Origin of the sequence: Bifidobacterium pseudolongum subsp. pseudolongum DSM 20099 (assembly GCF_000771225.1) — a bacterium.
In the GTDB taxonomy this organism is placed as follows: domain Bacteria; phylum Actinomycetota; class Actinomycetes; order Actinomycetales; family Bifidobacteriaceae; genus Bifidobacterium; species Bifidobacterium pseudolongum.
Map to the genome: position 1 here is coordinate 1 of NZ_JDTZ01000013.1, position 13,964 is coordinate 13,964.

10 protein-coding genes and 1 pseudogene are annotated in these 13,964 nt (G+C 63.3%); 4 read left to right on the forward strand and 7 right to left on the reverse strand.

Translation table 11 applies throughout. From position 1 onward, the window contains the following. On the reverse strand, positions 1–218 hold a 218-nt coding region (locus tag OU02_RS08960), incomplete at its 3' end, for a transposase-like zinc-binding domain-containing protein (RefSeq protein WP_034883251.1). 763 nt (positions 219–981) lie between these two features. On the opposite strand from OU02_RS08960, the pseudogene OU02_RS09220 reads away from it, so the two are divergent. Next, positions 982–1,386: pseudogene (locus tag OU02_RS09220) on the forward strand (flavodoxin); the annotation flags it as partial. Positions 1,387–1,523: 137 nt separating this feature from the next. Here OU02_RS09220 and OU02_RS07565 read toward each other — a convergent pair. The 6 genes from OU02_RS07565 to OU02_RS07590 all read right to left on the reverse strand — a co-directional run bounded on the left by OU02_RS07565 (position 1,524) and on the right by OU02_RS07590 (position 9,759). Next, on the reverse strand, positions 1,524–3,017 hold the full coding sequence (locus tag OU02_RS07565; protein ID WP_051918290.1) for a galactose-1-phosphate uridylyltransferase: 1,494 nt from the start codon (positions 3,015–3,017) through the stop codon (positions 1,524–1,526). Further along, positions 3,010–4,113, reverse strand: a complete 1,104-nt coding sequence (locus tag OU02_RS07570; protein WP_051918291.1) for a phosphotransferase enzyme family protein — start codon at positions 4,111–4,113, stop codon at positions 3,010–3,012. The genes OU02_RS07565 and OU02_RS07570 overlap by 8 nt, the downstream gene beginning before the upstream one ends. Positions 4,114–4,148: 35 nt before the next feature. Next, positions 4,149–6,308 carry a 1,3-beta-galactosyl-N-acetylhexosamine phosphorylase gene (gene gnpA, locus OU02_RS07575; RefSeq protein WP_033489685.1) on the reverse strand — a complete coding sequence of 720 codons (2,160 nt, stop codon included), beginning with the start codon at positions 6,306–6,308 and terminating at the stop codon, positions 4,149–4,151. A gap of 56 nt (positions 6,309–6,364) precedes the next feature. Further along, positions 6,365–7,282, reverse strand: a complete 918-nt coding sequence (locus OU02_RS07580; protein ID WP_033489722.1) for a carbohydrate ABC transporter permease — start codon at positions 7,280–7,282, stop codon at positions 6,365–6,367. A 38-nt stretch (positions 7,283–7,320) separates the two neighbouring features. Further along, positions 7,321–8,187 carry a carbohydrate ABC transporter permease gene (locus OU02_RS07585; RefSeq protein WP_238551995.1) on the reverse strand — a complete coding sequence of 289 codons (867 nt, stop codon included), beginning with the start codon at positions 8,185–8,187 and terminating at the stop codon, positions 7,321–7,323. 246 nt (positions 8,188–8,433) lie between these two features. Then, a complete protein-coding gene (locus tag OU02_RS07590) occupies positions 8,434–9,759 on the reverse strand; it encodes an ABC transporter substrate-binding protein (protein ID WP_080720528.1) in 1,326 nt (441 codons plus the stop codon). Between the two features lie 315 nt (positions 9,760–10,074). Between OU02_RS07590 and OU02_RS07595 the strand changes: the two genes are divergently transcribed. The 3 genes from OU02_RS07595 (at position 10,075) to OU02_RS07605 (ending at position 13,942) form a co-directional block, all read left to right on the forward strand. Next, a complete protein-coding gene (locus tag OU02_RS07595) occupies positions 10,075–11,592 on the forward strand; it encodes a hypothetical protein (RefSeq protein ID WP_051918293.1) in 1,518 nt (505 codons plus the stop codon). Between the two features lie 174 nt (positions 11,593–11,766). Beyond that, positions 11,767–12,915: an ROK family protein gene (locus OU02_RS07600; protein WP_051918294.1), complete on the forward strand. Its 1,149-nt coding sequence runs from the start codon at positions 11,767–11,769 to the stop codon at positions 12,913–12,915. 46 nt (positions 12,916–12,961) lie between these two features. After that, positions 12,962–13,942, forward strand: coding sequence for an ROK family protein (locus OU02_RS07605; RefSeq protein ID WP_033489688.1), 981 nt, complete (start codon positions 12,962–12,964; stop codon positions 13,940–13,942). Positions 13,943–13,964: the final 22 nt, after the last annotated feature.

Sequence of the window (13,964 nt, forward strand, 5' to 3'; positions counted from 1 at the left end):
CATCCATGCGGCGCTGGTCTCGCGCCGGGCCCCTCCTGCGTGTCGGCCGAGAGCAGCCAGTTGAGGAAGGCGCGCACGTCGTCCGCTTGCCGGTCATAGGCGCGGCTGCGGCTGGCGCCGCATCCCGTGTCTTTGCACCGCCATCGGGTCCTGCCCGCGTTGGTTTTGCCGTTCTTTTTCATCTGCCCGCCGCACCGCGGGCACCTTGGCGTCTCCATGCCACCATGGAACCGGCACTTTCGAACGCCTGTCAACCCATACGGCAGTAAGGAGGACAAGGCATTTCGGACACACATTCCGGCCGTCCTCGAAAGTGGGGGCCGGCACTTTCGAAACCACGAAACACCTTACGGGACAAAGGATGAGGCAGGATTACAGACACACATTTTGGCCTATAACCCGAATCTCAAATACCACCGACACCCCGGGATTCCGGATGATCACAGACGGCTGTCATGCTCCGCGGCCCCGAATATGACTTCTGTCTGCAAGCTCCAGAGATCTGTCATATATAACCGCCCATGCCATGACGTTCGTCTACAGACTCCAGAGATTCGTCATGCACAACCACCTCAATCACGACTTCCGTCTGTAGACCGGCGAGATTTGCCATCCTCGCCGCCCACACCATGACTTCCGTCTGGAATACGCGCACAGGATCCAACCTTCCTCGCTACGGGTAGTGCTTGTACGGATACCATCCCTCTACAATCGTTGAAAAATGGCGGATTATAGGGTGGGGTAAGCCAGAAAAGCACTACCCGTAGCGGCAACGCACAATCCGCAGCAGAGATAGATTGCGATTGCGCATATATTCTGCGCGCACATGCACATTAGTTTGCACGATGCGCGCATGAGACACTGGTCGTATGCATTGCGCATGCGGCAGATGCACTGGCGCAGAGACAAGAGACAGAGATACACAAAAACACATAGGGACACCAGGAAGGAAACCATGCAGTGGGGCAAGCGTCTTCTCACATGCGTCGCGGGCGTGGCGGCCATCATCTCGATGGCGGGGTGTGGCAGCGCCGGAAACGTCACATCACCGGCGGCACGCTGTTCGAGATTGAGCCGGCCGAATCATACACGAGCGACGACCTCAACTACAGCGACCCCGATAGCCGCGTGAGCAAGGAGCACGACGACGAATCGCTGCGCGACGTGAAGTTGAAAACGACCGACGTGTCTGATTGGAGCAGCTACACGACCGTGTACATCGGCTACCCAATCTGGTGGGGCGAAGCGGCATGGCCGGTGAACAGCTTTGTGCACGGCAATGACTTCAGCGGCAAAACCGTGATCCCGTTCTGCACATCCGTCAGCTCCCCGCTGGGGTCCAGCGCAAGCGAACTGGCGAGGCTCGCCACAACGGGCGACTGGAAGGAAGGCCAGCGGTTCAGTTCATCGGCGAACACGCAGACCGTAGAAGACTGGGTCAAGCAGCAGGCATGCCCCATTGGCGCCGTTTCGCCCGCCACACCACGTCAGCGAACAATGCAACGCAGTCGCGGCGCACCGGCTCACGCCTGCACCACGAACCCAAGGCGTTCCACAAACCGCTCAAGGCCCTCGTGGCTGGGGAACACGGCGATGTTGCCGAGAATGCGGCGGCATATCTCCCCGAGCTCCTCGCGCACGGCCGCGCGCACCGCATTGCGATCGTGCGCATCAGCGCCTGAGCGCTCAAGTGCGGCGTGCACCGCATCCCACATGAGCTCGAACCCTGCCAGATCGGCCGGAAGTTCGCTCCCGGGAACAAGCGCATCTTCCAACGCACCCAGCTGCCCAACGAGACGGCCCGGCAGCACAAACAGCCCCATCGCCTCGATCAGCCCAATCGGCTCCTGTTTGATGAAAAAATACTCAGGGTGTGCATGGAACACACCAAGCGGGTACTGGTCGCTGACCGCATTGTTGCGCAGAATGAGGCTCATCTCGTAGGCCGGGGGCTCCCCCACTGCAGACACATATCGCGCGATCGGCGCAAGCGAGGACTGCGCGCTGCCATCCGGGCCGCGCGCGGCAATGCCGAGTGCGGGGTCGTCATACGCGACCCATGCCTCACGGATGCGTTCACACACCTGCATGATGCTTTCGCGGCGGCGCGAACGCACGCGCAATGCGCTCGCCGGCCAGTCGATGATTTCGAGCACGGCATCGTCCACCTCAGGGCATGCGAAGGTCTTCCATGCGGCGGCGCGCTGCATCGGCATGATTTCACCGCCTCCCTGGTAATGGTCGTGCGCGAGCACCGACCCACCGATGCGCGGCAACGCGGCGTTGCAACCGAGGAAATAGTCCGGGAACTGGTTGACGAAATCGAGCAGGTTGCCGAACGTCGATTCGTCCACACGCATCGGCGTATGCTCTCGGTTCACGCAGATGCCGTGCTGATGGAAATAGCCGTACGGCGAGAACTGCCAGAACCACGGGCTCCCGCTGAGCTCGACTTCGACGGTGCGCAATGAGCGCTTGCCGCGCGCCGCAAGCCCCTCGTTCTCGTGGCATATCGTGCACTGCGCGAAACTGCCGTCCACACTGTTGCCGCGCGCCGCCTTGCGCATGTCTGTGAACTCCGGTTTCGCCGTGTTGATCGTCACGACGAGCCCGGCGCTGTCGAAGCGCACATTGCGACGCAACTGGGCGAGTTTGACCGATCCGTTCGCCACGCAGTAGTCGTACAGCCACCGCATCGCCTCCATATTGCCGGCGGTGGCACGCACGTCGTCGTATTCGTCCTGGATGCGCGAGGGCGCAGCGGACAGCGTACCCATGACCTCGTCGCTCGCCAGCGCGCCATCGACGATGGCCTCGCCGTCTTGACCGGCGAGCGCCACGGCTTGCGCGCGCAACGATTCGTCGGCGTCGAACAGCTCGAGCAGCCGGTTGCGCATCCAGTCGCGGTCGCGTCCGTCGAGCAGCAGGCGCTCGCGGGCGTACGCGACGAGTGCGTCGATCACATGGAACACCGCGTCGCCGTCCTCACTGTTCACGTGCCCAGTCGGTTCAATCATCGCGGTCGCCTCCATCGCTCCCCTGCATGATGCTGCGTATCGCGCTGTGCATCTGCGGCATCTGCTCGCCCATCTCGCGTGCAAGCTGCATCTGCGTGTGGGCGCGCACCAAGTTGTGCTCGGGGTAGCGTGTGGCGAAGTAGACGTCGCCGGCCAGGTAATCGCCGAGGAACCGCATGCCGCATTCGAGCGTCATCAGTTGCGCGGCCACTGGCAGCAAGTCGAGTTCACGCGCGGTCGCCGAACCGCCGACCTCGCCGAGGAACCCTTCCGCGTAGGCGCAGAACAGCGGGAGGCTGAAATGCACTTTCGACAGGTCCTGCTCGTCTTCGAGGCCCGTCGAGGCGCCGAAGCGGATCGAGTCGCCGAAGTCGAAAAGCATCGAGCCGGGCATCACGGTGTCGAGGTCGATGATCGCACGAGGCTCCCCACTGCCCGCATCCATCAGGATGTTGTTGAGCTTCGTGTCGTTGTGTGTGACGCGCAACGGCACCGACCCGTCGGCGAGCGCATCCATGATCTGCGCATAGTCACCCGCATGATCGTCGAAGAACGCGATTTCGTCGCGCACGCCCGCCGCCCGACCGAGCGGATCGGCCGCGACGGCAGTCCGGAAGTCGGCATAGCGGTGCGGGGTGTCGTGGAAGTGCGCGATCGTCTCCGCCAGCTGCGCCGCGTCGAAGTCCGCGAGCCGGCGTTGGAACGCGCCGAACGCGGCGCCCGCCCGCGCGAATATGCGCGGGTCGTCGACGAGGTTGTACGATATGGTGTCTTCGATGAACCGGTAGACACGGAATGCGCCATCGTCGGTGCTGAGCCAGTCGTGGCCATCCTTGGTCGGCACGAGTTCAAGTGTCTCCTGGTCGTGTGCGCGCAGGAATGCGGTGACGAGTTCGATGTTGCGCATCAGGCTCGGCGTATCCGGGAACACGGTGGTGTTCATCTGTTGCAGGATGTACCGCGCGCGGTCGGTCTCCACGAGGTAGGTGACGTTGATGTGTCCGTCGCCGTAGGGCGCGATCGACATGATCTTGCCGTCGAGCGCGAACCGGTCCGCGACACGCAGCAGCGCGTCTGGTGTGGTGTTTCTGTCCATATGCCTGGCCTCCTTGCCAATGCGGCATGCTGGTATTAGTTGAGTTCTTGCCATGCGATCGCGGATGGCGCCAGATCGAAGTCGTCAATGGTGCCGTCGGCGCGCTGCACGCGTGTGGACTGCGCCTGGTCGGTGTTGTTGACGACGCAGTAGGTGTGTTCGTCCGGGAAGTACGCGACTTCGCATTCGGGGTTGGTGGAGCTCCACGCCGCATACCGGTCTTCGCGGTGGCTCGCGTAGAACAGCGCGCGCTCCAGCAGACGCGCGTTCGCGGCCGAATACGGCAGGCCGGAGATGTAGACACCACGCCCACGCCCGTAGTCGTTGACGGCGAGGCGCACACGGCCGTCCTTCACGTCAAGGAGCGTCACGTCTTCATTGATCGGATATGTGTTGAGCACAGGCTCCCCGAAATCCACACCGGCGGCCTCTTCGGTGATGAAGTTCGCATCCGCGACCGGCGGCCAATATTTGTCGACCGAAAGCGTCTGGAAGCGTTCCTGATCCACGCCGAGCACATCGGCGAGCTGGAAGAAACGCCCTTGCCAATCGGTGGAGCTTGGCTGCCCGACGCCGACGAACGCGCCACCGCCACGCACCCACCGCCGGATTGTTGAGACGAGCCGCGGGTCGCGCCACACATCGCCGCCGCTGAACGACGTGTGCTCCGGTCCGGCGTTGATGATGACGTCCACGTCACTGGCGATGCCTTGTTCGAGCACGTCGTCGAAACTGATGAACCGCACATTGACGCGCATGCCGGACAGTGCCTCAAGGATGCCGTAGTAGGAATACGTCTGCTGGTTGGGCAGCGCATGCGCGACCGTGAACGCCATCCAGCTGCGCATGCGGCCCCAGCAGTTAAGGATCGCGACATTGAGCTCGCCTTCGGCAGGCTTGCCGCCGGTGCGGTCGTGGATGTCGCGGAATTCGTCGGCGATGTGGGTCACCGTGTCGACGAACTTGGGGAACTTCGCGGCGAGCGAGAGGTAGCCGCCGTATCCCATGCGCGAAATCGGCGACCGCAGGATCGCCCGGCGCGCCTTGCGCCAGTTGTCGAGCCCTTCGATGCTGGGATCGTTGCCCTCGTGGAACGTGTCGGGGAAGAAATACGGCAGGAAGCGACCCTCCGTGTACCGCACACCGGGGATGTCGGAAATCATGCGCAGCGTCGTGCCGTCGCCGACGGATCCTACGACGGCGTCGAGGCCGAGTTCACTGAATCCCTCCATGTACGGCTCGGTGCCGATCCACTGGTCGCCGAGGAACATCATCGCCTCTTTGCCGGCGGCATGCGTCTCGTCGACGAGCTTCTTGACGTTCGCGCGCACGAACGTGGACAGGAACGCGATCCAGTCGCGCTGCGCCTTGCGTGGGATGCGCCACGTGGAGTTGTAGCAGCCTTCGTCCACGAAATCCTCGGGACGCAGGCGGTAGCCATGCAGCTGCTCAAAGTCGTCGAGCGCCTGTGGGGACACCGTGCATGCGCAGCCGAACCAATCGACGATCTTCTCGCGGTGGCGCTCATCGAAGATGAGCGTGAACTGGTAGAAGAACGTCGTGAACCGCACCACGTCGGTCTGTGGATTGTCTTTGAGCCACTGTTCGAAGGTCCGGAACACGAAGTCACGCGTCGCCGGATGGTAGATGTCGAACGGGATCTCGTGCTCCTTGTCTCCCCAATCGTTCGTCAGGTGGTTGTACATCTCGACCGGATCCCAGATGATGTATGCCAGGAACGAGACCGTGTATTCGTGCATCGGCTCCGTTTCGCGGATCGTGACCGTGTCATGCGCGGCGTCGAAATCCCAGCGCCCGGGATCGATGACGTCTCCGGTCGTGCGGTCGATGACCTCCCAATACCGGTGTGAATCGGCGTCACGGTTCGGCTGCAGCTGTTCGGCATAGAACCGCTCCATCAAGTCGACAGTGACCGTCTCCGATTCGGCGAGGACGCGCTGCGTGAGCAGATAGACCTGCGGTGTTTCGTCCATATGCAGGCTGATCCACTCATTGTGGGCGCGCGTGGGGAAATACGCGCTGTAGATTTTCTTGCCGAGTTGCTCGACGGCGGCGTCGAGATGCGTGCCGTCGGAATTGCGGATGGCGTCGGCACCCCACAATTGCGCAAGACGCTTGGTCTCCTCGGCGAAGTGTTCTTCGCTCGGCAGGGTGAAACGGCCGGTCGTGGTCATGGTGACTCCTTGAAACGGATGGGGATACAGGGACGGACGGTGATGGGGATGGCGACTCAGCCCTTGACGGAGCCGGCCGCAAGGCCGGCGCGCCAGAAGCGCTGCAGCGTCAGGAAGAGGATGATGACCGGCAGCACGCCAAGCAGTGCGCCCATCATCAATGCACCACGGTCGTTGAAGACGGCGAGCGAGACCATGCCATACAGGCCAAGTGTGACCGGGTAGAGGTTTTCGCTCGACAGCATCATCAACGGCAACAGGAAGTTGTTCCACGTCGCCACGAACATGAACAGGAAGATGGTGACCATTGCCGGGGCGAGCAGGCGCAGCACGATTGTGAAGAAGATGCGGGCCTCGCTTGCGCCGTCGATGCGTGCGGCCTCAAGCAGTTCGTTGGGCACCGAGCTCTGCGCGTAGACACGGCCCAGGAAGAAGCCGAATGGCGAGACGCAGCACGGGATGATGATCGCGAGCATCGTGTTGTCGAGGTGCAGGGTGTTGAAGATCGCGTACTGCGGGATCGTCAGCAATGCCGCCGGCATGAGCATCGCGGCCATGATGATGCCGATGATGGTGCCCTTGCCGCGGAAGCTGAACTTCGCGGTCGCATAACCCGCCATGACGGAGACGATGGTGCCGATGATCGCCGAGACACCCGAGTAGAACAACGAGTTGCCCACCCAGCGCCAGAAGTTGTCGCGCGTCCAACCGAGCAGTGTGGTGTAATTGGCCGCGATCGCATCGGGCAGTTCGCTGAGCGGGACCGCGAACCACAGGCCATTCGAGCCGGTGAGCTGAGCCGGGTTCTTCGTGGAGGCGATGATCGCCCAGTAGATCGGGAACAGGAAGTAGATCAGCGCGAACACGAGGATGATGATCGTCACGATCTTCGCGATCGGCTTCGGGCGCATCGACCTCGGCAGGTCGTTCTCCATGCGCTCGCGCATGCGGTCCGCTTTCTTCTGTGCGCGCATGGGGTTGCGGAACCTGGCGCGTGTGGTGTCGATGAAGCTCATGATTCATTCACCTTCCTTTCGACGAAAGCGTAGATCATGGCGAGCAGTCCGGCGATGACCGCCATGACGATCGCGATTGCGTTGGCCGGGCCGTCGCCCTTGGGGGTGAGGAAGCCGCGGGATGTATTGAACGCCATCATCATTGGCGTGTAGGAGGAAGAGATCGCCGGGTCGGCGGTCTGCATGACCTGCGGTTCGTTGAACAGCTGGATTGTGCCGACGATCGAGAGCAGCATCGCCAGCAACGCGGCGCCACGCACGTTCGGCAGCTTGATCTTCGTGGCGATCTGCCAGCCGTTCGCGCCATCGATGCGCGCGGCCTCATACAGCTCGTGGGGGATCGCCTGGAGGGCCGAAAGGAAAATCAGCATGTTGTAGCCGGTGAACGTCCACGTGGTGATGTTGACCATCGACGCGAGCACCACATTGTTCGCGAAGAAATCGACGTTGATGCCAAGGGCCGCGAGCCCTTTGACGATCGGCGAGATCTGACCGTTGTAGAGGTAGACCCAGATGATCGAGGCGATGACGCCGGGGATTGCGTACGGCAGGAAGTAGCCGAGGCGGAATCCGCTCACATGCTTGACGATGAGCGAGTCGAGGAGCATCGCGAGCACAAGCGCGCTGATGATCATGATCGGCACCTGGATGAGCGTATAGAGCAGCACCCTGCCCATGCCGGCCCAGAAGGCGCCGGATGTGATGACGTATTTGAAATTCTCGAGCCCGACGAACTTGTTGACGAGTTCGCCGCCGCCGTAGGCTCCTCCGCCGGTGGCGACCTGCTGGAAGAAGCTCGAGTAGATCGCGTAGATGATCGGGACGATGAAGACAAGCAGGAAGAGCAACACGAACGGCAGCATGAACAGCCAGCCGGTGCGTTCCTCACGCTTGGCGGCGGGAGACAGCTTCTCCCTCACCCTCTTCTTCTTCGTCTTCGCAGTGCCGCTTTCGACGGCCTGCGCGTGGCCGACAGACTTGGTGGGCGCCACTGATGAGGTTACCGTTACCATCGCGTTGCTCCTTTGCACAAGATGATCGGGAGGGGCGAGGCGGTGCGGCTCCGCCCCTCCGTCAGGTTGTTGGAAACCGTTACGGCCATCCGCCCTTTACTGGGCGACCGACAGTCCGTAATCCTTGAGTGTGTCGACCGATGCGGTCTGTGCCACGTCGAAGATGGTCTCAACCTTCGCCTTGCCATCCGCCGCGTCCGCCGCCTTTTCCTTCATGGCGGTGCCCACCGCGGAGAAGCCGGGGATGTACGAGAAGCTCGCGAGGTTGCCGTTCGCGGCCGCGAATTCCGCCATGACGTCCTGGCCGCCGTAGAATTCGGACCAGCTTGCCGGCGTCTTCGCGCTGCCCGTCGTGGCCGCCACGACGAGGCCCTGCGAGGTCAGGTCGTCAACCTGCGTGTTGAACCAGTCGAGGAACTTCATCGCCTCGGCCTTATGCTTGATGCCTTTGAGCGCCACGACGCCCGAGCCACCGTCAGGGCCGGTCTTCTCGCCGTTGTCGAACCAATCGCCGATCTGCGCAACGCGCCAGTCGCCCTTGCCCTTGTCGGCCATCGAGTCCATGAGCAGCGGGGCCTCCCATGCGGCGCCGATCGTACCGATGAGCTCGCCCTTCTGCAGCGAGGCGTCGAACGACGGGTCCCAACGCGGGTTCGTGGTGGCCGCCTTGTCGTCGAGCAGCTGCTGGTAGACCTTCGCCACGGCCTTCGAGCCGCTCGTCTGGGTGTCCACCTTCCACGCATCGCCCTCGATCGTGTACCACGGGTCGGAAGCGCCGGCAAGGCCGGAAAGCATGTTGCCCGCCTCATCCGCCTGGAAGGACATGATGTACTTGCCTTGGGCGGCGGCCTTCTTCGCGCTTTCCAGAAGCTCGCCCTGCGTCTTCGGCACGCTGATGCCGAGCTTGTCGAACTCCGTCTTGTTGTAGTAGTAGACGAGTGGGCCGGTGTCCTGCGGCAGGCCGAAGGTCTTGCCGCCGATGGTCATGTTGCCGTAAGGCCCCTCCGCGAAGTCGCCCTTGTACTGGTCGGCCTCCGCCGTCACGTCTTCCAGAAGGCCCTTGGTGAAGAGCTCGGGGATCTCGGAGTAGCCGGCCTGTGCCAGGTCCGGCGCGTTGCCCGCCTTGACGTCGGTCTCGAGCTTCTTGATGAGGTCGGAAGCGTTGCCATTGAAATGGATCGGCTTGACCTGGATGTTCGGGTTCTCCTTGTTCCAACGCGAGACGATCTGTTCGACTGATGTCATGCCGGACTTGTCCGGAAGGCGGTGGATGTAGGTGATCTCCACCTTGCCGCCGTTCGAGACCGAGCCAGATGACGAGCTACTCGACCCGCCCGACGAGGCCCCTCCGCAGCCGGAGAGCGCCATGCACGCCGCGGCCACCGCCGCGGCACCTGCCATAAGACCTTTATTCCACTTCATGCCCCTACACTCCTTCGTGATCAGACATGTGGGCGACTCCGCCCAACTTGTTGCTTTCCTACAATCACCGCCACTTCCTCGTGGTGATGCCACCACCATACCGAGTCGTTTCTTTTTTGTCAACTTCGCTTACTTTTAAGTTCTCTGTGGGCATAACTACTTCTCAATCGTCGTGTTACCAACGATTTTCAGCTACATACGGTAATGTCACCAATCTGTCCAAATGGTGTACACTTGAACCATCCATTCCCCTAGGCCGCACCCAATGGCGGGCACAGCGGCCGCATATTCGCAAGGAACCACAAGGAAGGCCCCATGACCGACTATTTCGTCTCTTCGGCACACGGCGACGACCACGCCTGCGGCACGCGGCAGGCCGATGCGTGGCGCACACTCGCCCATGCCGCGTCCGCCCCACTGCAACCGGGCGACGCGATCCTCCTCGAACGCGGTTCGCGGTTCGCCGGGGAAGCGCTCCATCTCCAGGGAGTCTCCGGCACGGCGCAGCTGCCGGTGACGATTGGCGGCTATGGCGACCCGCAGCTGCCGCCGCCGCTCATCGCCTGTGACGGCAGCGGCCGGTGGTTCGAAGACTACCGCGCGCCGATCGGCGGCTCCCCGCACCGCAACCGCGGCACCGTCTCCACGGCGGTCCTGCTGCGCGACTGCTCGTACGTGCATGTGCACGACCTGGAGATCACGAACCAGCGCGTCGGCCGCGCCGACGAACGCGCATACAACGACATAGACGCCATGGACCGCACAGGCGTGGCCGTCATCGCCGAAAACGGCGGCACATCACGCGGCATCACACTGGAACGGCTGTTCGTGCACGACGTGCACGGCAACATCTACGACAAACACATGGCGAACGGCGGCATCTACGTCATCGCGCACCTGCCCGCCGACCCCGCGCGCGTCGACACCGACATCGCGCGCTTCGACGACGTGCGCATCGCCGGCAACACCGTGCGCGACACGAGCCGCTGGGGCATCGCCGTCGGCTACACCGCCTACCTCAACGTCATCGACAACGGCGGCAGGAACGCCGACGGCTGTTGGGACAACACCTACGACTACGGGGACGGCACGATCGACGACCGGACGATCCGCAGGTACGGCGCCACGAACGTGGTCGTGGAGGGCAATGTGGTGGAACGCGCGGGCGGCGACGCGATCACCGTCATGTACTGCGACCGGCCGGTCGTACGGCGCAACATCGCGCGCGAGGCCGCGAAGGACATCCGCAGCGACGTCTACACGGCGACGGACAACGATCGAGTGGCCGCCGCGATCTGGCCATGGCGCTGCAAAAACGCGCTGTTCGAATACAACGAGGCCTACGATACGCTCAACGCGGACCACGGCAACGGCGACGGGCAGGCATGGGACGCCGACTTCGGTGACGGCACCGAATACCGCTACAACTACTCACGCAACAACTCGGGCGGATGCATCATGTTCTGCAACGAAAAGGCCGTCCGCTCCACATTCCACCACAACGTCTCCGACCGCGACCTGATGGGCGCGATCGACATTCCGCGCAACCCGGACGCCACCGTGGCGCACAACACGTTCATCATCGCGGAGGGAGCCGATCCGCTGCGACTTGACCGCGCGGACGGCACGGCGTCCGTGGAAGACAACATCTTCATCAACGCCGGCAGCGCGCCCAAGCACACGGATTGGCATCCGGAGGGGGCGCGCATCACCTACTCGGGCAACGTCACCATCGGCTTTGCGGACCAGCCCAGCGACATCGGCGCGCAACACGGCGAACCCCCGTGCACCAATCAACGACAGGACGGTGACAATTGCGGCAGACACCCCTGATGACTTAGACAGAACAGACCGAATATCGCTGCAATACTGTCATTTTCACGCTACAGCATAATTATGTATACTTGATTGACATAATAGACACATCTTGATATCCTAGGGCTATCGGCCGGACACCACCGCTGCGTCTGACCAATTGTACGGCCTCATTCGAGACAAGGAGCCACAATGAACCCTTCGCAGCTCGAACAAATCGTGCTCAACGCCAGCACGAAAACGGTGCCTTCCGACATCCGCGCGCGCAACACGATGGCCGTATTCAACCTGCTGTTCCCCACCGCCGCCGTCTCGCGCAGCGAACTGGGCAAAACGCTTGGCCTTTCGCGCATGGCCGCCACCGAGGTGACCGGAGAGATGCTGGACAACCACATCGTCCGCGAGGTCGGCGAAGACACACGCAGCGGGCGCGGCAAGCGGTCGGTCATGCTCGCGATCGACACGGCATTCTGGCGCATCATCACCGTCGATCTGTCGCAGCAGTACGTGGTGCAGGCCGCGCTCGTCGACCTCGGCGGCCGCATCATCGAACGGACGGAAGTGCCCGTCGAGCACGGCACCGACGTCTCGGTGGACATCATCACCGGGCTCGTCAACCGGCTTATCGCAGCGTGCACACAGCCGATTCTGGGTGTGGGGGTCGCGGTCCCGGGCGTCGTGGACCACAACGGCACCGTGGTGGACGCCGTGCAGCTCGGCTGGGAGCAAGTGCCGCTGCACGACGAACTGCGTGAGGCGCTCGACATGCCGGTGCTTGTAGGCAATGCGACGAACGCCGCCCTTGTGGCGGAACGGTTCTTCGGCGAAGGCGGCGACAACTCGATGCTCATCCGCATCGGCGCCGGCGTGGGCGCGAGCCTGTGTGTCAACGGGCAGATCGTGGACGGCTCCACGTGCATGGCCGGCGAAATCGGGCATGTCGTCGTCGACCCGGAGGGCCCCGCCTGCGCATGCGGCAAACGCGGCTGTCTGGAAGCATATCTTTCGACGAACAACCTGTACGCGCAGATCGCGGGCGACCCCGCGCAACGCACCGAAATCCTCATCGGGGCAGGCCAGCTGCTCGGCCGTGTCATGGCGATGCCACTCGGGCTGCTCAATCTGCACGACGTGGCGATCGACGCACCCGCGGACATCGGCGGCGAGACCTTCATCAATGCGATGCGCGGCGAATTGAGCGCCGCGCTGAACACGCAATACATGACGATCCCGGCACTGCACCGCTGCCAAGTGGGTGCGGACGCATCGCTGCGTGGGCAGGCCATCAACGTGCTGAGACTGCTTGTGCCGTACATTCGCGAGCGCTGCGCGCGCGAGTGAGCGGCCCGCCAACCACATCACCATCAGCCACAACAAAGGAGTTGTCATGGCATATCCAACCGGCTCGCCGCCACTGCTCATCGGCATTGACGTGGGCGGCACCAAAATCGCCGGTGCCGTCATCGAAGCACCGCGCGAACACACCTTCACCGACGTGCGCGTGCTGGCGCAATCCAGCCGTCCGGCCCGGCGGGGGCCCGATGCGCTGATCGACGATGTCGCCGCGCTCGTCAACACGCTCGTCACCCAGCTGCCCCCAGGCTCCGGCACTGTGGCCGCGATCGGCATCGGCACGCCGGGGGCCGTCGATGAGACCACCGGCGATGTGAACGACATCGCGAACCTGGGCATCGGCCATGTGCCGCTCGCGAGCGCCATACGCGCGCGCTGCGGCATGCCGGTGACCGTCGAGAACGATGTCAACGCCGCAGCCGTCGGCGCCGCACGCCTTGTCGAAGACGGGAGGGCCGCCGGCGAAACGATCGCGTTCCTCAATCTCGGCACGGGGCTCGCGGCGGGCATCATCCGCGATGGCGAACTCGACCGTGGCTCCAGCAACACCGTGGGCGAGATCGGGCACATCCCGGTCGAACCGCACCGCTGGCGGTGCGCCTGCGGGCAGGTCGGCTGCCTGGAGACCGCGGGGAGCGGCGGCGCGGCCACACGGCTGTGGCCATACGCCTCGCCACCGATGCCGGCGATCCTCGAAGCGGCGCGGAACACCGGCCATCCGCACCACAAGCAGGCTGTGGAGGTGCGTGACACGATCATCGCCGCGATCGCGGATGCAATCGACGTGCTCGCCGTGACGGTCGACCCCAACATCATCATCATCGGCGGCGGCATGGCGAAGACCGGCGCGCCGCTGCTCGACGCGATCCGCGCGGAGCTGCGCAGGCGCGGCAATACGAGCGGGTTCATCAACGCGCTCAACCTGCCGGCCCGGCTACGGCTTTCGCCGACCGACCTGCCGGTCGGCGCGATAGGGGCCGCGCTCGGCGCCATGCACGTACCGGCGGCCGCATAGCGCGGCAGCCCCACCACCCCAC

Excerpts from the sequence above, each read along its gene's own strand:
- OU02_RS07605 (WP_033489688.1), top strand. The coding sequence starts at position 12,962 with ATGGCATATCCAACCGGCTCGCCGCCACTGCTCATCGGCATTGACGTG.
- OU02_RS07600 (WP_051918294.1), top strand. The coding sequence starts at position 11,767 with ATGAACCCTTCGCAGCTCGAACAAATCGTGCTCAACGCCAGCACGAAA.
- OU02_RS07585 (WP_238551995.1), bottom strand. The coding sequence starts at position 8,187 with ATGCTGCCGTTCGTGTTGCTCTTCCTGCTTGTCTTCATCGTCCCGATC.
- gnpA (WP_033489685.1), bottom strand. The coding sequence starts at position 6,308 with ATGACCACGACCGGCCGTTTCACCCTGCCGAGCGAAGAACACTTCGCC.
- OU02_RS07590 (WP_080720528.1), bottom strand. The coding sequence starts at position 9,759 with ATGAAGTGGAATAAAGGTCTTATGGCAGGTGCCGCGGCGGTGGCCGCG.
- OU02_RS07595 (WP_051918293.1), top strand. The coding sequence starts at position 10,075 with ATGACCGACTATTTCGTCTCTTCGGCACACGGCGACGACCACGCCTGC.
- OU02_RS07570 (WP_051918291.1), bottom strand. The coding sequence starts at position 4,113 with ATGGACAGAAACACCACACCAGACGCGCTGCTGCGTGTCGCGGACCGG.
- OU02_RS07565 (WP_051918290.1), bottom strand. The coding sequence starts at position 3,017 with ATGATTGAACCGACTGGGCACGTGAACAGTGAGGACGGCGACGCGGTG.
- OU02_RS07580 (WP_033489722.1), bottom strand. The coding sequence starts at position 7,282 with ATGCGCGCACAGAAGAAAGCGGACCGCATGCGCGAGCGCATGGAGAAC.